The 25,899-nt window shown below is 51.8% G+C and carries 29 protein-coding genes, 1 tRNA gene and 1 pseudogene; 18 read left to right on the forward strand and 13 right to left on the reverse strand.

Going from position 1 to position 25,899, the window contains the following annotated elements; genetic code table 11:
- The first annotated feature begins 8 nt into the window (after nt 1-8).
- The 3 genes from gshB (at nt 9) to ruvX (ending at nt 2,092) form a co-directional block, all read left to right on the forward strand.
- The gene (gene gshB, locus BVU99_RS00380) at nt 9-959 is read left to right on the forward strand and encodes a glutathione synthase (RefSeq protein WP_033651325.1); all 951 of its coding nucleotides are present in this window, start codon (nt 9-11) and stop codon (nt 957-959) included.
- 147 nt (nt 960-1,106) lie between these two features.
- Nucleotides 1,107-1,670, forward strand: coding sequence for a YqgE/AlgH family protein (locus BVU99_RS00385; RefSeq protein ID WP_004937452.1), 564 nt, complete (start codon nt 1,107-1,109; stop codon nt 1,668-1,670).
- A complete protein-coding gene (ruvX, locus tag BVU99_RS00390; RefSeq protein WP_025304246.1) occupies nt 1,670-2,092 on the forward strand; it encodes a Holliday junction resolvase RuvX in 423 nt (140 codons plus the stop codon). Before BVU99_RS00385 ends, ruvX begins: the two co-directional genes overlap by 1 nt.
- Here ruvX and BVU99_RS00395 read toward each other — a convergent pair.
- Entirely contained in the window at nt 2,089-3,111 is a 1,023-nt protein-coding gene (locus BVU99_RS00395) for a type IV pilus twitching motility protein PilT (RefSeq protein ID WP_049208392.1), read from the reverse strand. The genes ruvX and BVU99_RS00395 overlap by 4 nt on opposite strands.
- A gap of 20 nt (nt 3,112-3,131) precedes the next feature.
- Between BVU99_RS00395 and BVU99_RS00400 the strand changes: the two genes are divergently transcribed.
- From BVU99_RS00400 to hemW, 6 genes are read left to right on the forward strand one after another with little or no spacing between them, the layout of a single operon-like run.
- A complete protein-coding gene (locus BVU99_RS00400; RefSeq protein ID WP_042785369.1) occupies nt 3,132-3,839 on the forward strand; it encodes a YggS family pyridoxal phosphate-dependent enzyme in 708 nt (235 codons plus the stop codon).
- A 19-nt stretch (nt 3,840-3,858) separates the two neighbouring features.
- Nucleotides 3,859-4,680, forward strand: a complete 822-nt coding sequence (proC, locus tag BVU99_RS00405) for a pyrroline-5-carboxylate reductase (RefSeq protein WP_099817520.1) — start codon at nt 3,859-3,861, stop codon at nt 4,678-4,680.
- Nucleotides 4,681-4,711: 31 nt separating this feature from the next.
- Nucleotides 4,712-5,266 (forward strand): YggT family protein, encoded by a 555-nt coding sequence (locus BVU99_RS00410; RefSeq protein ID WP_025304250.1) that lies wholly within the window; start codon nt 4,712-4,714, stop codon nt 5,264-5,266.
- A complete protein-coding gene (gene yggU / locus BVU99_RS00415; protein WP_004948014.1) occupies nt 5,263-5,553 on the forward strand; it encodes a DUF167 family protein YggU in 291 nt (96 codons plus the stop codon). The genes BVU99_RS00410 and yggU overlap by 4 nt, the downstream gene beginning before the upstream one ends.
- Before the next feature lie 17 nt (nt 5,554-5,570).
- Nucleotides 5,571-6,164 carry an XTP/dITP diphosphatase gene (locus BVU99_RS00420; RefSeq protein ID WP_043141349.1) on the forward strand — a complete coding sequence of 198 codons (594 nt, stop codon included), beginning with the start codon at nt 5,571-5,573 and terminating at the stop codon, nt 6,162-6,164.
- Nucleotides 6,157-7,299: a radical SAM family heme chaperone HemW gene (hemW, locus tag BVU99_RS00425; RefSeq protein ID WP_049204214.1), complete on the forward strand. Its 1,143-nt coding sequence runs from the start codon at nt 6,157-6,159 to the stop codon at nt 7,297-7,299. Before BVU99_RS00420 ends, hemW begins: the two co-directional genes overlap by 8 nt.
- A 36-nt stretch (nt 7,300-7,335) precedes the next feature.
- On the opposite strand, the gene BVU99_RS00430 is transcribed toward hemW, so the two are convergent.
- The 6 genes from BVU99_RS00430 to trmB form a co-directional block, all read right to left on the reverse strand.
- Nucleotides 7,336-7,584: a DUF2442 domain-containing protein gene (locus BVU99_RS00430; protein WP_025304253.1), complete on the reverse strand. Its 249-nt coding sequence runs from the start codon at nt 7,582-7,584 to the stop codon at nt 7,336-7,338.
- A complete protein-coding gene (locus BVU99_RS00435; RefSeq protein WP_004937418.1) occupies nt 7,568-7,810 on the reverse strand; it encodes a DUF4160 domain-containing protein in 243 nt (80 codons plus the stop codon). Before BVU99_RS00435 ends, BVU99_RS00430 begins: the two co-directional genes overlap by 17 nt.
- A 95-nt stretch (nt 7,811-7,905) precedes the next feature.
- Nucleotides 7,906-8,628, reverse strand: a complete 723-nt coding sequence (locus BVU99_RS00440) for a DUF2884 domain-containing protein (protein ID WP_025304254.1) — start codon at nt 8,626-8,628, stop codon at nt 7,906-7,908.
- Between the two features lie 30 nt (nt 8,629-8,658).
- Complete coding sequence (gene glsB / locus BVU99_RS00445) at nt 8,659-9,582, reverse strand: glutaminase B (protein ID WP_004937414.1); 924 nt, start codon at nt 9,580-9,582, stop codon at nt 8,659-8,661.
- 95 nt (nt 9,583-9,677) lie between these two features.
- On the reverse strand, nt 9,678-10,004 hold the full coding sequence (locus BVU99_RS00450; protein WP_025304256.1) for a YggL family protein: 327 nt from the start codon (nt 10,002-10,004) through the stop codon (nt 9,678-9,680).
- Complete coding sequence (gene trmB, locus BVU99_RS00455) at nt 10,004-10,723, reverse strand: tRNA (guanosine(46)-N7)-methyltransferase TrmB (protein ID WP_043141355.1); 720 nt, start codon at nt 10,721-10,723, stop codon at nt 10,004-10,006. The genes BVU99_RS00450 and trmB overlap by 1 nt, the downstream gene beginning before the upstream one ends.
- 177 nt (nt 10,724-10,900) lie before the next feature.
- Here trmB and mutY point away from each other — a divergent pair, with 177 nt between their 5' ends.
- The 3 genes from mutY to mltC all read left to right on the forward strand — a co-directional run bounded on the left by mutY (nt 10,901) and on the right by mltC (nt 13,410).
- The gene (mutY, locus tag BVU99_RS00460) at nt 10,901-12,001 is read left to right on the forward strand and encodes an A/G-specific adenine glycosylase (protein WP_170311447.1); all 1,101 of its coding nucleotides are present in this window, start codon (nt 10,901-10,903) and stop codon (nt 11,999-12,001) included.
- Nucleotides 11,998-12,270, forward strand: coding sequence for an oxidative damage protection protein (locus BVU99_RS00465; RefSeq protein WP_004937404.1), 273 nt, complete (start codon nt 11,998-12,000; stop codon nt 12,268-12,270). Before mutY ends, BVU99_RS00465 begins: the two co-directional genes overlap by 4 nt.
- Before the next feature lie 63 nt (nt 12,271-12,333).
- Nucleotides 12,334-13,410: a membrane-bound lytic murein transglycosylase MltC gene (mltC, locus tag BVU99_RS00470; protein ID WP_004937402.1), complete on the forward strand. Its 1,077-nt coding sequence runs from the start codon at nt 12,334-12,336 to the stop codon at nt 13,408-13,410.
- Between the two features lie 50 nt (nt 13,411-13,460).
- Here mltC and speF read toward each other — a convergent pair whose 3' ends face one another.
- Nucleotides 13,461-15,626, reverse strand: a complete 2,166-nt coding sequence (gene speF, locus BVU99_RS00475; RefSeq protein ID WP_049208424.1) for an ornithine decarboxylase SpeF — start codon at nt 15,624-15,626, stop codon at nt 13,461-13,463.
- 706 nt (nt 15,627-16,332) lie between these two features.
- Here speF and BVU99_RS00480 point away from each other — a divergent pair.
- The 4 genes from BVU99_RS00480 to BVU99_RS25245 all read left to right on the forward strand — a co-directional run bounded on the left by BVU99_RS00480 (nt 16,333) and on the right by BVU99_RS25245 (nt 19,928).
- Nucleotides 16,333-16,408, forward strand: a tRNA-Phe gene (locus BVU99_RS00480).
- Nucleotides 16,409-16,587: 179 nt separating this feature from the next.
- Nucleotides 16,588-17,832, forward strand: a complete 1,245-nt coding sequence (locus BVU99_RS00485; RefSeq protein WP_064185469.1) for an integrase arm-type DNA-binding domain-containing protein — start codon at nt 16,588-16,590, stop codon at nt 17,830-17,832.
- Between the two features lie 466 nt (nt 17,833-18,298).
- Nucleotides 18,299-18,724, forward strand: a complete 426-nt coding sequence (locus BVU99_RS00490) for a hypothetical protein (protein ID WP_242628040.1) — start codon at nt 18,299-18,301, stop codon at nt 18,722-18,724.
- Nucleotides 18,725-18,803: 79 nt separating this feature from the next.
- The gene (locus BVU99_RS25245) at nt 18,804-19,928 is read left to right on the forward strand and encodes a hypothetical protein (protein WP_225322361.1); all 1,125 of its coding nucleotides are present in this window, start codon (nt 18,804-18,806) and stop codon (nt 19,926-19,928) included.
- A 52-nt stretch (nt 19,929-19,980) separates the two neighbouring features.
- Here the strand turns inward: BVU99_RS25245 and BVU99_RS00505 are convergent, their stop codons facing one another.
- The 4 genes from BVU99_RS00505 to BVU99_RS00515 all read right to left on the reverse strand — a co-directional run bounded on the left by BVU99_RS00505 (nt 19,981) and on the right by BVU99_RS00515 (nt 22,677).
- Nucleotides 19,981-21,609 carry an N-6 DNA methylase gene (locus tag BVU99_RS00505; protein WP_000668949.1) on the reverse strand — a complete coding sequence of 543 codons (1,629 nt, stop codon included), beginning with the start codon at nt 21,607-21,609 and terminating at the stop codon, nt 19,981-19,983.
- Nucleotides 21,606-21,740 (reverse strand): hypothetical protein, encoded by a 135-nt coding sequence (locus BVU99_RS25340; protein WP_001440510.1) that lies wholly within the window; start codon nt 21,738-21,740, stop codon nt 21,606-21,608. Before BVU99_RS25340 ends, BVU99_RS00505 begins: the two co-directional genes overlap by 4 nt.
- Before the next feature lie 225 nt (nt 21,741-21,965).
- Nucleotides 21,966-22,295: a conjugal transfer protein TraD gene (locus tag BVU99_RS00510; protein WP_064185468.1), complete on the reverse strand. Its 330-nt coding sequence runs from the start codon at nt 22,293-22,295 to the stop codon at nt 21,966-21,968.
- Nucleotides 22,288-22,677, reverse strand: coding sequence for a hypothetical protein (locus tag BVU99_RS00515; protein ID WP_000149058.1), 390 nt, complete (start codon nt 22,675-22,677; stop codon nt 22,288-22,290). The genes BVU99_RS00510 and BVU99_RS00515 overlap by 8 nt, the downstream gene beginning before the upstream one ends.
- A gap of 823 nt (nt 22,678-23,500) precedes the next feature.
- Here BVU99_RS00515 and mobQ point away from each other — a divergent pair.
- Nucleotides 23,501-25,066: a MobQ family relaxase gene (gene mobQ / locus BVU99_RS00520; RefSeq protein WP_074196319.1), complete on the forward strand. Its 1,566-nt coding sequence runs from the start codon at nt 23,501-23,503 to the stop codon at nt 25,064-25,066.
- Nucleotides 25,067-25,160: 94 nt separating this feature from the next.
- A complete protein-coding gene (locus BVU99_RS00525) occupies nt 25,161-25,376 on the forward strand; it encodes a hypothetical protein (protein WP_000132147.1) in 216 nt (71 codons plus the stop codon).
- A 175-nt stretch (nt 25,377-25,551) separates the two neighbouring features.
- On the opposite strand, the pseudogene BVU99_RS25250 reads toward BVU99_RS00525, so the two are convergent.
- Nucleotides 25,552-25,791: pseudogene (locus tag BVU99_RS25250) on the reverse strand (hypothetical protein); the annotation flags it as partial.
- Between the last annotated feature and the right edge of the window lie 108 nt (nt 25,792-25,899).

Consider the following 25,899-nt stretch of genomic DNA (forward strand, 5'->3'; position numbering starts at 1 on the left):
GAGAAAAGATGATTAAGCTCGGCATCGTGATGGATCCTATCGATTCCATCAACATCAAGAAAGACACCAGCTTCGCCATGCTGCTCGAAGCGCAGCGCCGCGGTTACGAATTGCACTACATGGAGATGAACGATCTCTATCTGCACGCCGGTGACGGGCGCGCCCGCACCCGCCTGCTGAGCGTGAAGGAAGACAAGGAGAGCTGGTTCAGCTTCGGCGCCGAGCAGGATCTGGCGCTGCACGATCTGGACGTGATCCTGATGCGCAAGGATCCGCCGTTCGATACCGAATACATCTACGCGACCTACATTCTGGAACGCGCCGAAGTCAAAGGCACGCTGGTGGTCAACAAGCCGCAAAGCCTGCGCGACTGCAACGAGAAGCTGTTCACCGCCTGGTTCTCGGAACTGACGCCGGATACGCTGGTCAGCCGCAGCGCCGCGCACATCCGCAAATTCCACCAGCAGCACGGCGACATCATCCTGAAACCGCTGGACGGCATGGGCGGCGCGTCTATCTTCCGCGTGAAGCAGGACGATCCTAACCTGTCGGTGATCATCGAAACCCTGACCGAACACGGCAGCCGTTTCTGCATGGCGCAGAACTTCCTGCCGGCGATCAAGGACGGCGACAAGCGCATCCTGGTGGTGGACGGCGAGCCGGTGCCTTACTGCCTGGCGCGCATTCCGGCGCAGGGTGAGACCCGCGGCAACCTGGCGGCCGGCGGCCGCGGCGAAGCGCGCCCGCTGAGCGAAAGCGACTGGAAAATCGCCCGCGCCGTCGCCCCGACGCTGAAAGAGAAAGGGCTGATCTTCGTCGGCCTGGACGTGATCGGCGATCGCCTGACCGAAATCAACGTCACCAGCCCAACCTGCGCGCGCGAGATCGAGGCGGCATTCCCGATTTCGATTACCGGCATGCTGATGGACGCCATTGAAAAGCGCCTGGCGGCGAAGTAATGCGTCATGCGGGCGGCATGCCGCCCGCTATCCTGTATCGCGCCCGCCAAAGCCCTCCTTTCCGGCAGCGGCTTGAAAGGCGGCGGGTATAGCCGCATACTGGCGGCTGTTTATTTTCTCACCCATTGATTACCTTATACTAACGCCATGAATTTACAGCACCATTTTCTGATCGCCATGCCAACGCTGCAGGATCCTCGCTTCAAGCGCTCGGTGATTTACATTTGCGAGCACAATGAAGAAGGCGCCATGGGTTTGGTGATCAATAAACCGGTGGAGCAGTTCACGGTAGCCACGGTGCTGAGCAAGCTGAAGATCATGCCGCCTGCGCGCGATCCGGCCATCAGCCTGGACAAGCCGGTGTTCGCCGGCGGCCCGCTGGCGGACGATCGCGGGTTTATCCTGCATACGCCGCGCCACGGCTTCGGCGCCAGCATTCAAATTTCGCCCAACACCATGATCACCACCTCGAAAGACGTGCTGGAAACGCTCGGCACGCCAGAGCAACCGGACGACGTGCTGGTGGCGCTGGGTTATGCGGGCTGGGAAAAGGGCCAGTTGGAGCAGGAAGTATTGGAAAACGCCTGGCTGACCATCGAAGCCAACACCGACATTTTGTTCCGCACGCCGATCGCCAGCCGCTGGCGCGAGGCGGGGAACCTATTGGGTATCGACATTCGCAGCATCGCCAACCACGCAGGACACGCCTGATGAGCAACCGCACCATTATCGCCTTCGACTTCGGCACCAAAAGCATTGGCGCGGCCATCGGCCAGGAGTTGACCGGCAGCGCCCGCGCCCTGCCGGCCTTCAAAGCGCAGGACGGCTCGCCGGACTGGCTGAAAATTGAAAAACTGCTGAAGGAGTGGCAGCCGGATTTGGTGGTGGTCGGCCTGCCGCTGAACATGGACGGAACCGAACAACCCGTTACCGCCCAGGCGCGCAAGTTCGCCAACCGCCTGCACGGCCGCTTCGGCATCCAGATCGATCTGCATGACGAGCGCCTGAGCACCGTGGAAGCGCGCGCCAACCTGTTCGACCGCGGCGGCTTCCGCGCCCTTGATAAAGGCAGCGTGGATTCCGCCTCCGCGGTAGTGATCCTCGAGAGCTGGTTCGAACGGCAGCTGGGCTAAACACCCGTTCCCTCCCCCGCACAGTCCCCCAACACACCGGCGTCAATCCGCTGCTGCAAACCTTGCTCAAAGGTTTGCATGCCGGACTGTGCGCCGGTTTGCAACACGCTCGCCAACTGATGCGTTTTCCCTTCGCGGATCAGGTTGCTGACCGCCGCCGTCGCCGTCAGCACTTCGAAGATCGCCACGCGTCCGCCGCCGGGCCGCCTCATCAGCTTTTGCGCGATCACCGCCTGCAGACTGCCGGCCAGCTGGGCGCGCACATAGGGTTTTTCTTCCGCCGGAAACACGTCCACTAACCGTTCCACTGCCTGCGACGCGCTGCGGGTGTGCAGCGTCGCCAGCACCAGGTGGCCGGTCTCCGCCGCGGTGAGCGCCAGCCGGATGGTGGTGGTATCGCGCAGCTCGCCCAGCAGGATCACATCCGGATCTTCGCGCAGCGCGGCGCGCAACGCCGCATCAAAGCTGTGGCTGTCGCGGCCGATCTCCCGCTGCTGGATCAGCGATCGCCGGCTGCGGTGCAGGAATTCAATCGGATCCTCCAGCGTCAAAATGTGCCGCTGCTGGTGCCGGTTGATCTCGTCGATCATCGCCGCGAGCGTGGTGGACTTGCCGCTGCCGGTGGCGCCGGTGACCAGGAGAAGCCCATCGTCGCGCCGCAGCAGCGCCGGCACGATGGCCGGCGCTGCCAGCTCGGCAAGCGAGGGCGACTGCCCGGCGATGCGCCGCAACGCGAGAGACATCCCCGCGCTTTGCTGAAAAACGTTGGCACGCAGCCGCTCTCCACTCGGCCTGTGCAGCGCCAGATCGACCTGCCCCAGCCGCCGCAGGCTCTCGCGCTGCTGCGCATTCAGCAATCCATCGCAGAGGGCCTGCGCGCCTTGCGCCGTCAGCGTTGGCGCCGCCGCCAGCGGCTGCAGTTCACCGTCGATGCGCAACATCGGCGGATGACCGGCACAAAGGTGCAGATCGGAAGCATTATGCTTTACACTAAGGGCCACGAATTCATCGATATCCATATCACTCTCCCGGGTCAATAATGAGCACTATCCAACAGAACCTGCAGGATGTCAGAAACCGCATCGCGGCCGCCGCGCAAAACTGCGCGCGGGCGCCGGAAGACGTTGCTCTGCTTGCAGTCAGCAAAACCAAACCTGTGGCGGCGATCGAAGAAGCCATCGCCGCCGGCCAGCGCGCCTTCGGCGAGAACTACGTGCAGGAAGGGGTAGACAAGATCCGGCATTTCGCCGAGTCGCCGCAGGGCGGTGAGTTGGTGTGGCACTTTATCGGCCCGCTGCAATCCAATAAGAGTCGGCTGGTGGCGGAACATTTCGCCTGGTGTCATACCGTGGATCGGCTGCGCATCGCCCAGCGCCTGAGCGATCAGCGCCCGGCCGACATGCCGCCGCTCAACGTGCTGATTCAAATCAACATCAGCGATGAGCAGAGCAAATCCGGCATCGCGTTGAACGAACTGCCGGCGTTGGCCGACGCAATCGCGGCGCTGCCGAATCTGGCGCTGCGCGGCCTGATGGCCATCCCGGCGCCGGAAACGGATTATCAGCGGCAGTTGGCGGTATTCAGCCGGATGAACGACGCATTTCTCGCCCTGCGTCAGCGTTATCCGCAGGCCGATACGCTGTCGATGGGCATGACGGACGACATGGCGGCGGCGATCGCCGCAGGCAGCACCCTGGTGCGCATCGGCACCGCAATTTTTGGCGCCCGCGACTACTCGCAGGCCTGACAAACAGACGAGGGATTTGATGCAACATCGCAAGATTACCTTTATCGGCGCCGGCAACATGGCGCGTGCAATCATCGCCGGCCTGGTCGCGGGCGGCTATCCGGCCAAATCCATCAGCGTCTGCGCCCCTTCGCCGAAAAACCGTGACGCGCTGGCGGCGGACTACGGCATCGTTAGCAGCGGCGACAACGTCGCCTGCGCGCGTGAAGCCGACGTCGTGGTGCTGGCGGTCAAACCGCAAATGATGGCCGACGTGTGTCAGCCGCTGCGCGAACAGGTCGATTTCGGCGGCAAACTGGTGCTGTCGATCGCCGCCGGCATTCAGGTCAGCCGTTTCTATCAGTTGCTCGGCGACCAACTGAACATCGTGCGCATCATGCCCAACACCCCGTCGCTGGTCGGCAAGGGCATGAGCGGGCTGTACGCGCCGGTGCAGGTCAGCCAACAGGATCGCGACTACACCGGCGATTTAATGGCGTCGGTCGGTAAAGTTTGCTGGGTAGATGACGAAAATGGCATCAACGGCGTGATCGCCGCCGCGGGCAGCGCCCCGGCTTATTTCTTCCTGTTTATGGAAGCGATGCAAAAAGAGGCCGAACGCATGGGCTTCGACAGCCAGACCGCGCGCGATCTGGTGCAGCAGGCCGCTTCCGGCGCCGCCGCACTGGTGGAAGCCAACCCGGATACACCGCTGGGCACGCTGCGCGAGCAGGTGACCTCCAAAGGCGGCACCACCGCCGAAGCGCTGCGGGTGTTCAACGAACGCCAACTGCCGGAAACCGTGGCGCAAGCGATGCAGGCCGCCGTTTCCCGTGCGCAAGAAATGGAAAAATTATTTTAAATAACCCCGAGTTAAGGAGAAGGACCACTTCATGCTAACGCTGACTTTCCTGGTCAAGACCGTTATTGATCTGTACGTGATGGTGCTGTTGCTGCGCATTTGGATGCAATGGACGCGCACCGATTTTTATAACCCGTTCTCGCAGTTTGTGGTGAAGATCACCCAACCGGTGGTCGGCCCTCTGCGCCGCATCATCCCATCGCTGGGGCCTATCGACAGCGCTTCTCTGCTGCTGGCGTTCCTGTTGATGACCATCAAGTACCCGCTGCTGCTACTGATCCAGGGCGGCGCGATATCGCTCAGCCCGTATAACCTGCTGTTCGGCCTGATCTCGCTGGTCAAGTCCGCCGGCTACCTGATCTTCTGGGTGATGATCATTCGTGCGCTGATGAGCTGGGTAAGCCAGGGCCGCAGCCCGATCGACTACGTGATGTACCAGCTGACCGAACCGTTGATGGCGCCGATCCGTCGCATCATTCCGGCGATGGGCGGTATCGACTTTTCCGCCATGGTGGTGATCCTGATCCTCTATCTGATCAACTACCTGGGCATGGATCTGTTCGGCGAGATCTGGTTCCTGCTGTGAGTGCCGTCACTCCGGTGCTGGACGGGCTGGCGATCAGGCTATATATTCAGCCGAAAGCCAGCCGCGACCAAATTATCGGCTTGCATGGCGACGAACTAAAAGTCGCCATCACCGCCCCGCCGGTCGACGGCCAAGCCAACGCCCATTTGATCAAGTTTATCGCCAAGCAGTTCAAAGTGGCGAAAAGCAACGTCACCATCGAGAAAGGCGAACTGGGGCGGCATAAACAGTTACGCATCGTGAATCCGCAACAGATCCCCGCCGTGGTCGCGGCGCTCATCGAATAATTTTCAAGGTAGTCATTATGCAAAAAGTCGTTCTTGCCACCGGTAACCCGGGCAAAGTGCGCGAACTTGCCGACCTGTTGGCCGATTTCGGCCTGGACGTGGTCGCGCAAACCGATCTGGGCGTGGAATCCGCCGAAGAGACCGGCCTGACGTTTATCGAAAACGCCATTCTGAAAGCGCGCCATGCGGCACAGGTCACCGGCCTGCCAGCGATCGCCGACGACTCCGGTCTGGCGGTCGACGCGCTGGGCGGCGCGCCGGGCATCTACTCCGCACGCTACGCCGGTGAAGACGCCGACGATCGGCAGAACCTCGACAAGCTGCTGGCGGCGATGAAAGACGTGGCGCTGGGCAAGCGCGGCGCGCAATTCCACTGCGTGCTGGTCTATCTGCGCCATGCGGCAGACCCGACGCCGCTGGTGTTCCACGGCAGTTGGGCCGGCGAAATCACCGAACAGGCCGCCGGTGAAGGCGGCTTCGGTTACGACCCTGTCTTCTACGTGCCGGAACTGGGGCGCACCGCCGCCGAGCTGAGCCGCGACGAGAAGCGGGCGATTTCGCACCGCGGCAAGGCGCTGAAGCTGATGTTGGAAGCCATGCGCAATGCTTAAGCTGCCCCCGCTGAGTCTCTACATCCACATCCCGTGGTGCGTGCAGAAATGCCCGTATTGCGACTTCAACTCCCATGCGCTGAAGGGTGACGTACCGCATCAGGAGTACGTCGATCATCTGTTGGCGGATCTGGATGCCGACCTGCCGCTGGCCGGCGGCCGGGAAATCAGCACTATCTTTATCGGCGGCGGCACCCCCAGCCTGCTGAGCGCCGAGGCGATGCAGGCCTTGCTGGACGGCGTGCGGGCGCGCATTCGCGTCGCCGACGACGCCGAAATCACCATGGAGGCTAACCCCGGCACCGTGGAAGCCGATCGCTTCAGCGGCTACCAGCGCGCCGGCGTCAACCGCATCTCCATCGGGGTGCAAAGCTTCAGCGCCGAGAAGCTGACCCGCCTGGGGCGCATCCACGGCCCGGAAGAAGCCAAACGCGCGGCGACGCTGGCGACCGGCCTTGGCCTGCGCAGCTTCAACCTCGATCTGATGCACGGCCTGCCGGATCAGTCGCTGGAAGAGGCGCTGGACGATCTGCGCCAGGCGATCGCCCTCAATCCGCCGCACCTATCGTGGTATCAGCTGACCATCGAGCCGAACACCCTGTTCAGCTCACGCCCGCCGGTCTTGCCGGACGACGACGCGCTGTGGGACATCTTCGAGCGCGGCCACCAGCTGCTGAGCGCCGCCGGATACCAGCAGTATGAAACCTCGGCCTACGCCAAGCCGGGCTTCCAATGCCAGCACAACCTCAACTACTGGCGCTTCGGCGACTATCTGGGGATCGGCTGCGGCGCGCACGGCAAAGTGACCTTCAACGACGGGCGCATCCTGCGCACCGCCAAGACCAAGCACCCGCGCGGCTTTATGCGCGGCGACTACATGGACAAGCAGCATGAGGTGGCGGCGGCGGATCGGCCGTTCGAGTTCTTCATGAACCGCTTCCGCCTGCTGGAAGCCGCGCCGCGCGCCGACTTCGTCAACTACACCGGGCTGGCGGAAAGCGTTATTCGCCCGCAGCTGGACGAAGCGCTGGCCAAAGGTTATCTGGAAGAAACCGCAGAGCACTGGCAGATCACCGAGAAGGGCAAACTGTTCCTCAACTCGCTGCTGGAACTGTTCCTGGCGGACGACGAGTAAAAAAAAGCGCTGAATGATCAGCGCTTTTTTTCATGTTCAGGCGGCATTATGAGGGCGGTGCGTCACGTCGCCACGCCCCTTCAGCAATCCCTCAACGGAAACATCCTCGTCCAACGCGTCCCAATGGATGCCGCGAGCGCTGAGCTCATACCCCGCCCGCTGTTCTTCCGTCGCGTTCAACAAACGGGGAAACCAGGCCAGCGGCACGCCAATAATTCTGGCGTCACTTAGTTCGACCCACATCGTCGTATCGTCAAAGCTGACGCGTTTAGCCGAAATACTCATGCCAAGCCTCCAAAAACAATGCCTGATAGGTATCAACCAGACCAGCCAACTCTTTTAGCGTTCTGGCGTTAAAGCCATCATTACGCGCCAACTGCACGCCAGGAACCAACCAAAATTTCGCTTCAGCCTCAGCGTCTCTGATATGAACATGCGGCGGCTCAAGCGGGTCACCCTCATTTGAATAAAAAAAGAACCTATAGCCTTTATAACGGAATATCACTGGCATCAATGCAAAATCCTTTTGCCGATTGATTATAGTTTAGCCAGTTTCTCAGATAGCCGTCGTGAGGTCAAAGAACGCACGGCGGCTATGCCTATCCGTTACTTCAACGCCTTCAGCAAATCCTTGCGCTGGGTTTCCAGTGCGGTGACGCGGTTGCACACGTCATGACCGAAGTTCTGGAAGTCCTGCTCCTGGTTGTTCCATTCGTTCTGGATCGCCTTCTGCAAGCCGCCCAGGTTGCCCATGATCGCCTGCAGCGGGTTGCCGCCGCTATTGGCGGCCTGTTTGACGCCCATCTCGTTCAGGCTGTCCTGCAGCACCCCGCCCATGCTCTGCTGCACGATGTTGCGGCCGTCCTGTTCCACCTGGTCAATCGCCTGGTGGTGGAAGGTCAGGCCGTCGCTGCGGTGCTCGATGATGCGGTTCATCTGCTGTTTCAGTTGGCCGTTCAGGGTGGTTAGCCGGTTGCGCACGTTGCTGTTGCTGCCCAGTTCTTTGACGATCACCTTATCCAGCGCCGAGCGGGCTTTCTCCAGGTGCTTCTGCGCGCCGTCGTCGATCCACGGCAGCTGCTTGCGCAAGGCGCTCTGGTAACTGAAGGCTTTCTGCCGCTGGCTGTCGCTCAGGCTCAGCGCCTGGCCGTTGCGGATCACGTCGCCATCCGGCGAAATTTGCAGGTCGCCGCTGGCGCCTTTCACCTGCACGCTCTGCGGGCTGATGATCACATCATCCTGGGGTTTAACGCTGCATTGGTACTCGGCGTGGGCCTGTGCGGCAGTCGCCGCCAGCAGCAGTAAGGCTAACCCGGTTTTCTTCAACATAGCTTCTCCTGACTCCCATCCAGACTGGGATTAAAAAATCGAACGACCGATACGTTGAGACAACAGTTCCAGCGCCGCAGTTCCCGCCAGCGAGTTGCCGGAAGCATCCAGTTCCGGCGACCAAACGACGATCGACAGTTCGTCCGGCACGATGGCCACGATGCCGCCGCCCACGCCGGACTTGCCCGGCATCCCCACCCGATAGGCGAATTCGCCGGCGCCGTCGTACATGCCACTGGTCATCATCAGGGCGTTGATCTGCCGCGCCTGCAGCGGGCTGATCACCGCCTCGCCGCTGAGATCGCGGCCGTGATTGGCCAGATAGACGAAGCTGCGCGCCAGTTCCACGCAGCTCATGCGCAACGCGCAGTAGTGGAAATAGGTTTGCAGCACGGTAATCACATCGTTCTCGAAGTTGCCGAACGACTTCATCAGATAGGCGATGGCCGCATTGCGATCGGAGTGTTCGAACTCGGAGCGCGCCACCCGCAGGTCATAGGCCAGGTCGTCTTCACCGGCCAACTGACGCACCACCTCCAGCATGCGCTGTTTGGGGGCGCTGAGCCGGGTTTGCAGCATGTCGCACACCACCAGCGCGCCGGGGTTGATAAACGGATTGCGCGGTTTGCCCTGCTCCATCTCCAGCTGCAGCAGCGAGTTGAACGGCAGGCCAGAAGGCTCTTTGCCGACGCGCCGCCAGATCTCAGGCTCCTGATAGCGCGTCAGCGCCAGCGTCAGGCTCAGTACTTTCGAGATCGACTGGATGGAGAAGCGCTCCGCGGCGTCGCCGGCCTGGAACAGTTCGCCATCCACCGTACACACGGCGATCGCCAGCCGATCGGCGGGCACTTCCGCCAACGCCGGGATGTAGTCGGCCACTTTTCCCTGGCCAATCAGCGGGCGCACCTGTTGCAGGATCTCTTCCAGCAACGCGTTATCCAATGTTGTTACCACCTCGGTCACACTCCGGGCAAAACAAAGGCGCCGTTAAGGCACCTTAGATCAATAAAACGGCGCGGCGCGAAGCCGCGCTCATCGGGCAAGCGCGATCAATCCCACCAGATATCGAACAGATCGCTGACCTTAACGTCGGACAGTTTGCGCGCTTCCAGCCAGTTTTTCACCAGTTCGCGATGCTCGTCGGTGCAGTGGCCGATCTTCTGCAGGCAGATCAGACCTTCCCACTGCAGGTAGCCGCTGCCGTCAAACGCCAGACCGTTCGGCTCGATCACTTCATCGATGAAGGTATCCAGCGTGCTGTCGATATCCTCCACCGACGTGCCTTCGGCGAAGCGCCAGGCTACGGAGAAACCCAGCTCCTGAAATTCTTCAATGTGCAACTTTTTACGTAAACGACGACTGCGGTTCTTAGCCATTATTCTTTCCTCTCAAACATCAAGTCCCAAACGCCATGTCCCAGGCGCTGGCCGCGTAATTCAAATTTCGTCAGTGGGCGCGAATCCGGACGCGGCACATAATCATTATCGCTGGAAAGATTACGGTAGCCTGCGACCCCGTTCATAACCTCTAACATATGTTCCGCATAAGGTTGCCAATCGGTGGCCATGTGGAAGACGCCGCCGGTCTTCAGCTTGCGCAGCACCAGTTCGACAAACGGCGTTTGCACGATGCGGCGCTTGTTGTGGCGCGCCTTGTGCCACGGATCGGGGAAGAACAGCTGCACCATGTCCAGCGAGCCGTCCGGGATCATGTTTTCCAGCACTTCAACCGCATCGTGGCACATTACGCGCAGGTTGCTCAGCTTCGCCTCGTGGGCGTCGGCCAGGCAGGCGCCCACGCCCGGCGAGTGTACTTCGATCCCTAAAAAGTTCTGCTGCGGGTTGTTGCCCGCCATGGTCACCAGCGAGGCGCCCATGCCAAAACCGATCTCCAGCACCGTCGGCGCTTCGCGGCCAAACAGCGCGGTGAGATCGACAGCGTCAGTCTGATACTCCACGCCCATCACCGGCCAATAGTTCTCCAGCGCGTGCTGCTGGCCTTTGGTCAGCCGCCCCTGGCGGCGAACAAAACTGCGGATACGGCGCATCGCGCGGCCGTTCTCATCAAATTCCGGGGAGATGACGTCATTAATCATAGTGCTTTCTGTCTGTTTGGCTGCCAATTAGGGAAACGCGCATTATGCAAAGATACATTGGTTTAGCAAGTGTTCATCTTCTGTACCCGCCGTGCGGCGTCGGAAAGTTCCGGTTTACAGCATCATGACTCTATGCTGCAATCTCGCTTCATTTTCTGCCGGATAACGACGCTGCTCATGATGCAAGCACAACAATTCGCACAGGTGGTGCTTGACTGGTACCAGCGCTACGGCCGCAAGACCCTGCCATGGCAGCTGGAGAAAACCGCCTATCAAGTATGGCTCTCCGAGGTGATGTTGCAACAGACCCAGGTTGCCACCGTCATTCCTTATTTTCAGCGCTTTATGGCCCGTTTTCCTAACGTGCGCGCGCTGGCAGAGGCCCCGCTGGACGAAGTGCTGCATCTGTGGACCGGTCTCGGCTATTACGCCCGCGCCCGTAACCTGCACAAGGCGGCGCAGACCATTGTCTCACAGCACGGCGGCGAGTTCCCGACAACCTTCGCAGAAATCGCCGATTTGCCGGGCGTTGGCCGCTCTACCGCCGGCGCGGTGCTGTCGTTGGCGCTGGGCCAACACTATCCGATCCTCGACGGCAACGTGAAGCGCGTGCTGGCCCGCTGCTACGCGGTGGAAGGCTGGCCGGGCAAGAAAGAGGTCGAAAACCGGCTGTGGAAAATCAGCGAAGAAGTCACCCCGGCCCAGGGCGTCGGCCAGTTCAACCAGGCGATGATGGATCTGGGCGCCATGGTCTGCACCCGCTCCAAGCCCAAGTGTGAACTCTGCCCGCTCAACGTCGGCTGCCTGTCTTACGCCAATCACAGCTGGGCCAACTACCCCGGCAAGAAGCCCAAGCAGACCCTGCCGGAAAAAACCGCCTACTTCTTATTGCTGCAGCACGGCAACCGCGTGTGGCTGGAGCAGCGCCCGGCGGTGGGCCTGTGGGGCGGCCTGTTCTGCTTCCCGCAGTTCAGCGCGCGCGTGGATTTGGAACTCTGGCTGCAGCAGCGCGGTCTGAAAGGCAAGCGCCTGGAACAGCTGACCGCGTTTCGCCACACGTTCAGCCATTTCCATCTCGATATTGTGCCGATGTGGCTGTCGCTCGACGCGGCGGGCAGCGGCATGGATGAGGGCGCGGGTCTCTGGTATAACTTAGCGCAGCCGCCGTCGGTCGGGCTGGCAGCGCCGGTAGATCGCCTGTTGCAACAGCTGGCGAAGCAGCCCCCGATCCAACAAAACTTATATGGCGATAGCGCCATCGATGAGGAATTAGCATGAGCCGCACCATTTTTTGTACTTTCCTGCAGCGCGACGCCGAAGGCCAGGACTTCCAGCTTTATCCCGGCGACGTCGGCAAGCGCATCTACAACGAGATCTCCAAGGAAGCCTGGGGCGAGTGGATGAAGAAGCAGACCATGCTGATCAACGAGAAGAAGCTGAACATGATGAACGTGGATGACCGCAAGCTGCTGGAAGAGGAAATGATCAAGTTCCTGTTCGAAGGGCACGACGTACACATCGAAGGCTATACGCCGCCGAGCGAATAATGCTGTTGGGGCCAGGCGCTGGCCCGCTTCAATCCTCTTATACTTCTTCCAAACGGCTTTAAGATGAAGAAAATTTTAGCTTTGCTCGTAATAGCGCCTTTGCTGATCTCCTGTTCCGGCAAAAAAAGTGAAGAAATCAACGAAGCCTGGATCAAAGATACCAACGGCTTCGACATTCTGATGGGCCAATTTGCCCACAACATCGAGAACATCTGGGGTCTGAATGAAGTTCTGATCGCCGGGCCGAAAGACTACGTTAAATATACCGACCAATACCAAACCCGCAGCCACATCAACTTCGACACCGGCGCCATTACCATCGAGACCATCGCCACCACCGATCCGGCTGCGCACCTGCGCCAGGCGATCATCAGCACGCTGCTGATGGGTGACGATCCGGGTTCGATCGACCTCTATTCCGACGCCAACGATATCCAGATCAGCAAAGAGCCGTTCCTGTACGGCCAGGTGCTGGATAACAAAGGGGCGCCGATCCGCTGGGAATGGCGCGCGGCGCACTTCGCCGATTACCTGCTGCAAACCAAGCTGCAAAAACGCACCTCCGGCCTGCACGTCATCTACTCGGTCACCATCCAGCTGGTGCCGAACCACCTGGACAAACGTGCGCATAAATATCTGCCGATGGTGCGCAAGGCGTCGGAAAAATACGGCGTGGACGAGTCGCTGATCCTGGCTATCATGCAGACCGAATCGAGCTTCAACCCGTATGCGGTGAGCGGTTCGGACGCGCTGGGCCTGATGCAGGTGGTGCAGCACACCGCCGGTAAGGATGTGTTCCAGATGCGCGGCAAATGGGGCACCCCGAGCCGCAGCTACCTGTTCGATCCGGAGAACAACATCGATACCGGCACCGCCTATCTGGCGATCCTGCAGAACAACTACCTGGGCGGCATTCAGAACCCGACCTCGCGCCGCTATGCGGTGATCACCGCTTACAACGGCGGCGCCGGCAGCGTGCTGCGGGTGTTCTCCAGCGACAGAACGCGCGCGGTGGGCATCATCAACGGCATGCAGCCGGGCGACGTGTACCAAACGCTGACCACCAAGCACCCGGCCGCCGAGTCGCGCCGCTATCTGGTGAAAGTAAATACCGCGCAGAAGAGCTACCGCAGAAAGTAACGCTTCCCGCGTGGATAAATGAGAAGGGCCGGTGCGAACCGGCCCTTTTTCTATGGCTTGATCATATAGCCGAAGATGCGCTTCCAGCCGTGATCTTTTTTCTCGATGTAGACCCCCTGCAGCTCCGGCGAGAAGCCCGGCAGGCGGTTGATGCCCTCTTCCAACGCCAGGAAATAGCGCTGCACCGCGCCGCCCCACACTTCGCCCGGCACCACGCACAGCACGCCCGGCGGGTACGGCAAGGCCCCCTCCGCCGCGATGCGCCCTTCCGCCTGGCCGATCGGCACCAGCTCGACGTTGTCGCGGATAAACTCCACGTTGGCGTCCTGCGGGTTCATCACCACCGGCGGGAAATGATCCTGGCGGAACATCTCTTTTTGCAGCTGCTTGACGTCGAAGCTGACGTACAGATCGTGCATCTCCTGGCACAGCCGGCGAATGCTGTAGCCACGATAGCGCTGCTCGTTCTTGCGGTATACCGTTGGCAGCACCACGCTCAGCGGCGCGTCTTCTGCAACATAGCGCTCGAACTGCGCCAGCATCTCCACCAGCTGTTCCATCTTGGCCGGGTTTTCCGCCGGAGTCAGCAGGAACAGGATCGAGTTGAGATCGCACTTCTCCGGCACGATGCCGTTCTCGCGCAGGAAGTTGGCCAGAATGGTGGCCGGCACGCCGAACTCGGTGTATTGGCCAGTCGCGGCGTCAATCCCCGGCGTGGTCAGCAGCAACTTGCACGGATCCACCAGATACTGATCCTGGGCATAGCCTTCAAAGCCGTGCCACGTTTCCCCCGGTACGAAGGTGAAGAAACGCGCGTCGTTGGCAATCAGATCGGTATCGTAATCCTGCCAGTCCTTGCCCGCCACCTGCAACGGAATAAACGGCTTCAGCTGCGAGCAGCGCGTGAGCAGCTGTTTACGCGTCTCGATGCCCAGCTTGACGCAGTCCATCCACATGCGACGTCCGGCGGCGCCGGCATGCATCTTGGCGTTGACGTCCAGCGCGGCGAACAGCGGATAGAACGGGCTGGTCGACGCATGCAGCATGAACGCATTGTTCAGATGCTTATGGTTGCAGTGGCGCTTCTGCCCTTTGATATGGTCGTCTTTCTTGTGGATCTGCGAGGTCTGCGAGAACCCCGCCTGCTGTTTATGCACCGACTGGGTGACAAAAATGCCCGGATCGTGCTCGTCCAGCTCCAGCAGCAGCGGCGAGCACTCTTTCAGCATCGGAATAAAGCCTTCGTAGCCCACCCAGGCGGAGTCGAACAGGATGTAATCGCACAGGTGGCCGATGGTGTCGATCACCTGGCGAGCGTTGTAAATCGTGCCGTCATAGGTACCGAGCTGAATGATCGCCAGCCGGAACGGCCGTGCCGCTGCGGCTTTCTCCGGCGCCACTTCGCGGATCTGCTCGCGCAGGTAGCGTTCGTCGAAGCAGTGCGCATCGATACCGCCGATAAAACCGAACGGGTTGCGGGCGGTTTCCAGATAGACCGGCGTGGCCCCAGCCTGGATCAGCGCCCCGTGGTGGTTGGATTTGTGGTTGTTGCGATCGAACAGCACCAGATCGCCACGGGTCAGCAGCGCGTTGGTCACCACCTTGTTGGCCGCCGAGGTGCCGTTGAGCACGAAGTAGGTTTTATCGGCGTTGAACACCCGCGCCGCGTGCTTTTGCGCATCCTTGGCCGATCCTTCGTGGATCAGCAGATCGCCCAGCTTGACGTCGGCGTTGCACATATCGGAACGGAACAGGGTTTCACCGTAGAAATCGAAGAACTGCCGGCCGGCCGGGTGTTTGCGGAAGAACTCTCCGCCCTGATGCCCCGGGCACGCAAAGGTCGAGTTTTCCATCTCGACGTAGGTCTTCAGCGTTTTGAAGAACGGCGGCAGCAGCGCCTGCTCGTAGGCGTCGGCGGCGGCCTCCAGCTGCGCCATGTAGAATGGCTTGCTGGCGCCGGCCAGCAGCGCGAAGACCCCGCTGACAAACGGCAGATAATCCGGGGAAAGATGCTCGTCCCCTTCCACCGCCACGAAGGTCGGAATATCGAACCCCGTCGCCTGCAAGCGCGCCAGAATGCCGGCGTCCACGTCGGCGACCGACACCACCACCGCCGCCACGTCAGTGTAGTCCGTCTGCTCTACGCGCACGATCTGGCGCAGCGTCTCAATGGTGGCGACCAGGCTGGCGCTGGTCGCGATTTTCAATTCTTTCATCATGCTGACTCTCAAACGGTGAAGGATGAGGGTGTGCCACCGGCACGGTAATGAGATAACGCGGTTATCCCGGTAAAAGCGATACCCGGGCACGGCAGCATAAGCGGCGTGCGTGACCGGCTCATGATCGGGGGATCATCAGGCGGCTATCGGGGGAACTGGTCTTGGCAGCATCCGACAGGCATCAGTAAAATCAGGGCAGAAGCGCTGGCTTTACGCATGCCTAACAGCGAGCATCAGGCGGCCTTACCGCATGGCCGGCAGGCGTATTCGGGCGGAGGACGTGCGGAGGAAACAACGACGGAACGGTGACGGCGTCAGATGTCTGGTGCGCAGCAGCGCTTGAGCAACAAAACCAGTCATGCCAATAACCCTCTGGCTTATAAGAAGCGGGAACACCGTCAGGGAACGGAGAGTGCTAAAATTTGCGCAATGATTGCATGATTCGTTGCGGGGTTCAAGCAAGAATCGTCTTGATTGAACGCCTATTGAACCAAGCATAACTAATTGTTATTTAATTTAAAAACAAGAAATCACGCATTTTAAAGTGGTATAAATACACGTTTTATATGCATATTTATTGAGTGGCGTTGGCTCCCTGCGCCACTCCCTTTTTGGTTATCTGCCTGAAAATAGAGCAACCGATCGGCTTTGTGACAGAAAGCGATTGACGCCATCCGGCCAATACGGTTTAATGCGCCCCGTTGCCCGGATAGCTCAGTCGGTAGAGCAGGGGATTGAAAATCCCCGTGTCCTTGGTTCGATTCCGAGTCCGGGCACCACTTATTCATACACGGACGTCCATTGACGTCCGTTTTTCTTTTTAAAGTCAACAAACTATCTACTTTATCCCCCTCGCTGACGTTCACTAACATTCATCAACATCCACATTGCCTTGATGGTATATCTGTTGGTATTGTTAGTTCGATACATTTTGTACCATCACAGGGAGGGGTAAACGATGGCTCTCACTGATGTTAAAGTAAGAAATGCCAAGCCCGCCGACAAGCCTGTAAAGCTCACTGACGGCAACGGCATGCATCTTCTTATTCATCCCAATGGCTCCAAATACTGGCGTCTACAATACCGCTTTGCAGGAAAACAAAAGCTACTGGCTCTTGGGGTCTACCCTGCGGTCTCTCTTGCTGATGCCCGTAACCGTAGAGATGATGCCAGAAGATTAATTGCTGCTGGTATCGACCCCTCCGAAAAGAAAAAAACAGAAAAGGTAGAGCAAAGCGGCGCTCTTGCTTTTGAGTCCGTTGCCAGAGACTGGCATGCAAGCAACATCAACTGGTCAGAAACTCACGCAGAGAGAGTGCTGAACAGCCTTACCAACCATGTGTTCCCTGTTATTGGTAAACGAAACATTACCGACCTCAAAACCCGTGACCTACTTCAACCAATTAAGGCGGCTGAAAAGTCCGGGCATCTTGAGATTGCTGCTCGTCTCCAGCAACGTATCACCGCTATCATGCGATATGCTGTCCATAACAGTATTATCGATAGTAACCCTGCTCAGGACTTAGCTGGAGCCATTGCAACAGCGAAACGAGTCCATCGCCCCGCTCTTCCATTTGAACGCATTACAGAGCTTCTGAGCCGTATTGAGAGCTATAGAGGAAGACAGCTAACCCGCCTTGCTGTGCGACTCACTTTACTGACTTTTGTCCGTTCAAGTGAGATGCGTTTTGCCCGTTGGTCTGAAATTGATTTCAAAAATGCGCTCTGGACGATACCTGCAGAACGTGACGAACTTCAAGGGGTGAAACACTCCAGCCGTGGCTCTAAGATGAAAACCCCTCACCTTGTCCCATTAAGCAAGCAGGCAATAGCAACCCTGAGAGAAATTCAGAAGCTCAGTGGCGATCAGGGAATCATCTTCATTGGTGATCATTATGCCTATAAACCCATGAGTGAAAACACTATCAACAACGCGCTTCGTAAAATGGGCTATGACACCAAAACAGAAGTTTGTGGACATGGTTTCCGCTCTATGGCCTGCAGTGCCTTGATCGAGTCCGGTTTATGGTCAAAAGATGCTGTTGAACGTCAGATGAGCCATCAGGAGCGTAATAACGTTCGCGCTGCTTATATCCATCTTGCTGAACATCTCGATGAGCGGAGGCTAATGCTTCAGTGGTGGGCTGACTATCTTGATGCCAACCGTAAAGGGATATTACGGCCATACGATTTTAAAAACTGAGGGACGTTATAAAAAAGTTGGCTGAGAAGATAATGCCAATCACTTAAGCATTTTGAAGAATATAAACTCATAATAATGCTTAAAAGTGAAACGAAGAAATCAGGATTCATCCCTATTTTTCTTGCTTAGAGGCCCGTATTCTTGGGCCTTATTACTTTAGTCAACAGCATTCGGCTGAGAATGCTCTATTTAAAAAAATGTTTTTATCAGCGTCAATAATTTATGTTGTTTTTTATACTTGTTATTGTGATAAAAATATTTGCCTCCTTTTAATGATACAAAATCCTCATGTAAAAATTTTTTGAACTTGCGCACTAGTATATTAACTAGTTAATGTTCAAAATTCGCGAATAGATAATAATGAAATTTCTTTAGAAAAAATCACTAATAAAAATGTAATAAACCTTGTGCAGCGGATGGAATTTTAATATAAATATGTAGACTACACTACATGGAGATACGTACAATGTCATTCAACTTATGCTGGAGAAAGCCAAACCTCCCAGAGGGAGATCTGCAACTGCTGGTTCAAGGACATGCTTCTGGCGTGTTACGCCTTACACAGGCTGGCTATACTGACAATGGTAAAGTTATTGATCAAACGGAATATTTCCGGTATCAGGTATTCTCTGGATTGCTATGGTATGAAATTGATGGAAAGGAAATGGCTGAGGCAACCTTCCATTTACAAATAAAAGGTACATCGGTAGGTACGTTTAAGCTTAAATTAAGTCATAAACCTTCATGGGAAGCAGGCCAGAATAATTATACAACCGGATTGCACTGGGATGACGCCAAATATTTGATTCAGCGTCGTGATTTAGTAGGGTGTGATCTCGAACTATACAAGGCCATCGATGAAAACTTCGATTTTTTAATTTCAATACATTGACACTTAGAGTTTTCAGGGAGAACTCTATAGTTCTTCCCTGTTGGACGATACAGCATATTATAAAATAGAGTTAATGCAGATGACTTTAAAAAATATACTACTACAGGGTTTGGTTTTAGGAGATGAACATATTCATTCAGTAAAGAATGTGTTATCAGATGAAAAAAATAATAAGATTATAATTAGCGTGGCATTTGCAAGAAAAAATGGAGTGCATCTGCTCAAAGAGACTCTCTCCAAGTTCAAAGATAAAATTGAACTATTCGTTGGTATTGCTAATGGTGTAACCTCAAAGCAAGCGGTAGAAGAGATCATTAGATGTGGTATTTCTCCATATTTAATAAATATGGGAACAGTATCGAGAATATTTCACCCTAAAATATATCTCGCTTTTCAGAACGAAGGCATACATATTATCACTGGCAGTGCCAATTTAACATATTCCGGGCTTAGTGAAAATATAGAAATTAGCACGCATGTTTTTTTAGAAAAGGGAACATCAAATTATGATATTTTAACTGATAAGATTGAATCAAGTTTTGAATTATTAAAAAACAACCATCCTAACAATGTAAAAAAAATTAATAGCAAGGAAGAATTAAATTTTTTACATGAAGATGGTTTTTTAGAAAATGAGGATATTAAAGACTCAGCATTAATACTAAGTAAAACAAAAACTAAAAACCCTAAATTTATTCCTGCATTCCCAAAGGTTATTAAAACAAAACAATTAACCAGCATTGCTAGCCACATATCACATAATGAAAATCATGTGGGCGAGGTCTGGAAAAGTAAACCTTTAACAAGAAGAGATTTAAATATACCGACAGCTATAAAAACAAATCCAACAGGATCAATGTTTTTCAAAAAAGGGTTGTTCAGCAACATTGACCAACGACATTATTTCAGAAATGAATTATTTAGCGAACTAACATGGGTTATAGATACCAATCCTAATAAAAAACATTTGGAAAGAGCCGAAGCCATTTTTGAAATAATAGTCAATGGGATTTCTTATGGTGATTTTAAATTAAAGTTAACACATGACAGCAGAACGGATAGTAAAACATATAAACAAAATAATAGTGTTACTCAGATCCATTGGGGAGAAGCTAAAAATTATATTTCAAGAGAAGAATTACTAGGAAAAACAATGATTTTATATCATATTGGTGGTAATAAATATCAAATTTCTGTTGAGTAATTATCGAAGCCCTATCAATTTTGATTTAATGATAGGGCCACTTTTAAAACTTCTAACTTCGCTGCCTTCTATTTTTTAACTTATTCCAAACATGTATTAACTTTTCAACTACTTCGTCATCATATCCCATGTGAGAGAATATTTTCTTCCCTTGCTCTGCAAGAATTTGCTCCATGGATCTGTTCATCATAGAGTTATTTAACTCAGATAAATCGAACTCAATTTTTTCCGGTAGAGGGATAAACAGCTTCCTTATCTCAGAAGGGACAAGCTCCATTACGCCACCACCATAAGAACGACCCTCTAGTTCTGCGAATATAGCAGTTAAAGGATTGAGGAAACAATAGGACAATTTTTCCTCATTAATATTAGATTTAGGTTTAATTCTATAGGCTGTATCGGTTGTATAAGCTTGATATTGATTATAAATTAATCTTGGAGCATCATGAGATCGTTTAAGCATAGCTAATTTTGTGCTAAATACAGAGGGAACCTTATACCAAGGTTTTCGAATTCTGCACTTATATCGCTTGTGAAAGCCCTGTAATTCACCATTGAAAATGTATTCTTGCGTTTTTTTAGGTAGTTCATGAAATTCTTTATCAAAATATAAAAAATAAACTGGAAGCTTATTCTCTATATTAGCTAAATGTTGAACCTCATCGTATATAACACCTTGGCAATGTTGACTTCTTCCAAACATTGGATGGGTGAACTCACTTAAATCAAATGCGTCAACTACATCTTTATTTACGAGGAAAAACTCATTGGCACCTGTGACCATTCCCACTTCAACATTTGCTATAGTATCAAAAGAGTGTACGTTTGGATGTTTAATAATCTCATTAAGAAGGTTAACTTCATTTTTATCTAGGACGGCTTTTGTCCACTTACCTTTTACGGTATCACCATTGATTGTATTTGTTTCGTTGAATATATCTTCGGGATTTTTTTGTAAAAAATCGAAGCCACTGACCCCTTTAATTCCGACACCTTGTGATGCACAATCCAGATTAATTTTCTTTTCAACTAATAGAATGACCGCGCCTTGTAAGGTTTCACTGAACCATATTTCTTTTGGATCAATAATTACAATTTTAGAGCAATGCTCACCCAAGAATGTCCTCAAGGATTGTGCATGCATTACATTTATAATTTCTGATGGAATTACCATGCCAAGACGTCCTCCGGGATTGAGGAGCGAAACGCCAGACAAAATAAAAGGCACCCATGCATTTGTATGTTTAGTAAACTTTAAGTCAAGCAATTTGAAAATTGCTTCAGTATTTTCTTGGAAATCCTTCTCTAAGAATTGATAACGTATAAAGGGAGGGTTGCCAATAATAGCATCGAAAGAAGTATTTTTTTTCTGAATTGCAACTTTTGCCCATTCCAGAAAATCACCTTCTGTGATTTCAACGTCTGAAAAACCTAAGGATTTGCACAACTCCATAGATTTTTTAGCTTCTATATCGAAAAGTTCATAACCTTGTACTTTAGTGTTTTTGTCAAATTTATTATTGTATAGAGACTGAAAGAATACACCATCACCGCAACTCGGTTCTAGAATACTTTTAGGTTTGTTATTAAGAACCCATTTGGTTGTAAAGTCAGCGATGTTTTGTGGTGTATAATAACCACCACGTAGTTTTTGAGCTGTCTGATCTGCTTTAAATTTCATTTCGCATTCTCTTTATTCTTATTTTCAATTTGCTCTTTCGCTTTTAAAGTAAACCAATCTTTAAGGGTTATAGACTCCATAGCTAAGATAGAGTAAAGCTTCTTTTTTAACTCAGGGTCTACTTGTAACACGATCCTTCCAGATCTTCCGATAGCCATATATATATCTCTTAAATTCATTCACACCTATGTTACCTATGTGACATAGGCATTTCAAGTTATTTTTTTAAAGAATATATGGCAGAATTAATCTTTAAGAGACTACTAAGCATGGCGCAAATAAACATTCAAAATAAATTTATTAATTAAACACCATTGAATATATAAAGGTGATATAACTGTGAATATAGGCATTTATTATTGCCTGCCAATCAATTCATCAAGAAACCTTTTTCCTCGCAATTTGAGCCTTGCCTTATCATCAGCACCAAGGTTTTTAAAATGAATTAATACGCCTAATACAAACTCCTTATCAACATCTTCTACTTTACAGCCAACAGCTTTAGCCACCTCTGCCCCAAGAATGATCTTCAGGCGTGTCTCAGCACTCTTGGACAAAGATTTCTCTTTAGTCTTGAGACGATTCAAACGCATCTGCGCTGATGCTATTTTTTGCTTAATGGTTTTTTCTGATCTTGGCTTTCTGCTTTTATCATTACCTTCATGAACATCTCCCTGTTTACTCATCAGAACTCTTCTCCTTTTTCCATTCATTCATATAAAATGAAAGAAGTATATAAAAAACATCATCATTTCCATTATCAACAGTATGCCAGAACAGTTTGCCGGGGAAGAAACCGATTAAGTTCGTCATTGAGATGTTTTCTTCGAGATACATGAGTGAATACAGGTAAGCATCCAGAGAAACGCAAAATTTATAATAAGCAGGGAAAGATACGTTGTCATGGCGCTCAAGAAAGTAATCCATAAAACAGCAAAAATAAAATAGTTCATCGTCAAAGTTATCATTGTTGATTTGTATTCGTTTCTCAAACCCAGTAAACGATTTTTTCATCTCCGCTACCTTATTGAAATCCAACCCCATGAAGTTAATGTATTTATGTGTCATTTGTTTTTCCTTTTGTTATTTAATGATTACTCCTTGCAATACAATTAAAAAATGAAAAGGTCAAATAATATGGTAACGTTATGTTATATATATTGAAGCAGCACTGTATGATTGTTTCAAACAATCAACCTGCTGACAGGCTTGCCCTGCTAATGATGGGATTTATCCCAACAAAAAATGGTGTTGTGGTTTTAAAAATATGATGCCAGTAAGCTCAAAATAAATTATGCAACACAGACCAGTGCAACTACTAACGTTAAATACCTGATACTCTCCCCGTTACTTATTTTATCAGAACAATGAAAAACATTTTACCTGTTGTTTTTAAACTCTAATTTTTGGCCTTAACCTGTGAATTGTGCAACACATAAAAGCATCTGTTATTTTCACTATTTTATCTCAATTCCACTTTCCCGCCTTACGGCGGGTGGAAAAATACTACTTTTGCCCTTGCGGGCGTTCTCTAAAGCCAAATATTCAATATTATCCCCCTACCTCAACCTTTCATCCGATTCCTACCCTGTTAATTTCACAGACATTAAAACTAGCGTTATTATTTAACTACAGAAAAACTTAAAACATTGTCGTTATTTTTAGCTCCTTTAGGAGATATAAAAATAAAGCAATGCCCACCTATACACTGCTACGCAGCGTGTGGGGTCTACCGACGGTTGCCTGCCGCAGGCTAACACCGTTTCCTTCGGAAACAAGGTCAACGTCAACACCAGAGTTTTTCTTACGAAAAACTAAAACCAGCTTAGTTATATTTGAGGGTTTATATTTTGGTCTGATATTAAAATTTATATTGAGGTTATATTATATAGTGGCTATTTTTCATCTTGATTTTAAAATTGTGAAACGAAGTGAGGGCAGATCTTCCGTTGCGAAAGCTGCCTATCATGCTCGTTGCAGAATCACAGATGAAAGAACAGGTGATACCTATGATTATAGCCGCCGTACTGATTTATGCGGGCATTTCATATTAGCACCTGTTAATGCTCCAGAACATATCGTAAAAGACTCTACAGCATTGTGGAATGAAGTAGAACGGGTCGAGCGTCAGCAAAATGGTCAAACAGCCCGTTATTTCGATGTTGCTATTCCTGCTGAGTTAAATAATGATGACAAGAAAAAACTTGTTCTTGAATATTGTCAGAAAAATTTCGTTGATAAAGGCATGATTGCCGATATTGCTTTCCACGATCTCGATAGCGATAACCCTCATGCTCACGTTATGTTGACATTAAAGACAATAGATAAAAATGGGTTCGGTAAAAAAGAAAGAAGCTGGAACGACAGAAAAATGTCTGTCCTTTGGCGTGAGTCATGGGCATCTATGGCTAACAGCTACCTTGCTGCTGCTGGTTCATCAGAACGTATTGATCATCGTTCTCTTCAGGCCCAGCATGAGGAAGCGTTAGAAAATGCAGCAGTAGCTTTAGATAATGAAGAAAAAGCGTTATGGCTTGCCAAGGCCGCTGAAACAAATCGCCCTGCGATGAAACGTATCCACAGTGCCAAATGGCGTAGTAAGGCTGCTCAGAAGCAAAGAGCCGCAGAACAGGCTGTTCGTGACGCTGCTAAACAAGAAGCTGTTGAAGTCTACAAAACATTCAGTGAACTTGACCTTGAAATTGTTGTTGATGTCAGAAGCTTCACCGTGTCTGTTCTTGCTGAACCAGAAGAAATTGTTTTACCAGAAACGCGATCCAGCTCTTCCACCAATGAAGAACAAAATCAAGAAAAACGTAATCTCTCCGAGATTTCGTCAGAAAAACAAAAACCTTTACTGGTAGCACCAACTCCTCATACTCGTATGCGTGGAGTCAAATCTTACCGTGATAAAACAAAAGTCAGTAAGGTCGTTGCAGGTAAGAAACCATCAGTCAGTATTTCTGGTTCTGGAACAAATACTATCCTGAAAATATCCTCCTCTCAAAACCAAAACAGGGCATCCAGAAGCGCCCCTGAACGTGTTAAGAGGAAACAGACTACTCCACGTCAGGATAATATTTTTAAACGCTTCACAACTCTTGTCATAGATTTTTTCAAGCAGAAGTTTGTATGGGCTAAAGCAAACAAATCCCAAAATGATCTTATCAGTGAAGAACATGATAAACGTATTGCTGAAAACTATGTCTTTGATGAGGTATTAGGCCGTCATGTTTCACGTAATGAATATGAACAACGTGCTAAATTCAATAATGATGAAAAACAAAAACAAACTGAGATCTGCGCCACGAAACCAGCGGCAGGTGAAATTTATCGTTTCCCAAGTCGTGTGAAAAAATCTGAACAACCCAGTAACACACCAGACTACATACCTACACTCTCATCTGGTAAGCGCAATGGGCCAAAATTAAGACCGCCGGGTTTCCCCCCAAAATAAGATGGTTTTTACCGCACTGACCTCGTTCATTGAACTTGAAAAACAGATGCCCCCCTGACATAATCCTTGTCTTATAAAATCAGAGGGTTTAAAAATGACAGACCGTTTCTTGATTACTCCACATAGCACCACACTTACTTACAGAATCGGGGAAGGAGAGGAAATCACTCAGGAAATCCCTCTTTATATCGTGTTCGATATTATTTCTCAGGAAATTGTTGGGATTTATGGTTCTTTAGAAGAAGCCCAGCTAAAAAAGGCCGAGCTTGAAGAAAAATTAAAGTCTACTTTAAGACCTCGCATGAGATAATTGGCATCTCTTTATATCTATTTTTATGCTCCTGAATTTCAGGGGCATCAAAAATAATTACTGCATCATTCCCTTCAGGTGATACATACCAGCAGCCATTTTCTTTTTTATTATATGGATGTCTTTTATCTATTTTTGATATAAAACCTTTTCTTGTGTTAACGCCTTCAGGCCATTCATTGATTTCTTCAATCATAAATGAAGTTTCATCTATGTGTGTATGCCTGAAAAGTTGAAATTCTTTTATCTCTACAGAAAAAGGCATTTTTATATATGACTGATAAACATTACCATCTTCACATAATAAAAAGCATTCGATGCCGGACCAAGGAATCTTGTGAACCCACTTATCAAGGACTGGATTGCCACTCACATGTTCAGGCCAGTCATTACTCAATTTAATTAATACTTTCATATTTTCTCCTTTTTATCATTAATTAACAAAATAAGACTCAATGTCAAATAAATGCAAAGTTACAAACAATGGCGTTAGGACAAATGCATAACATTCGTCTTATGTAAC

Source organism: Serratia sp. OLAL2 (genome assembly GCF_002752475.1).
GTDB lineage: Bacteria > Pseudomonadota > Gammaproteobacteria > Enterobacterales > Enterobacteriaceae > Serratia > Serratia bockelmannii.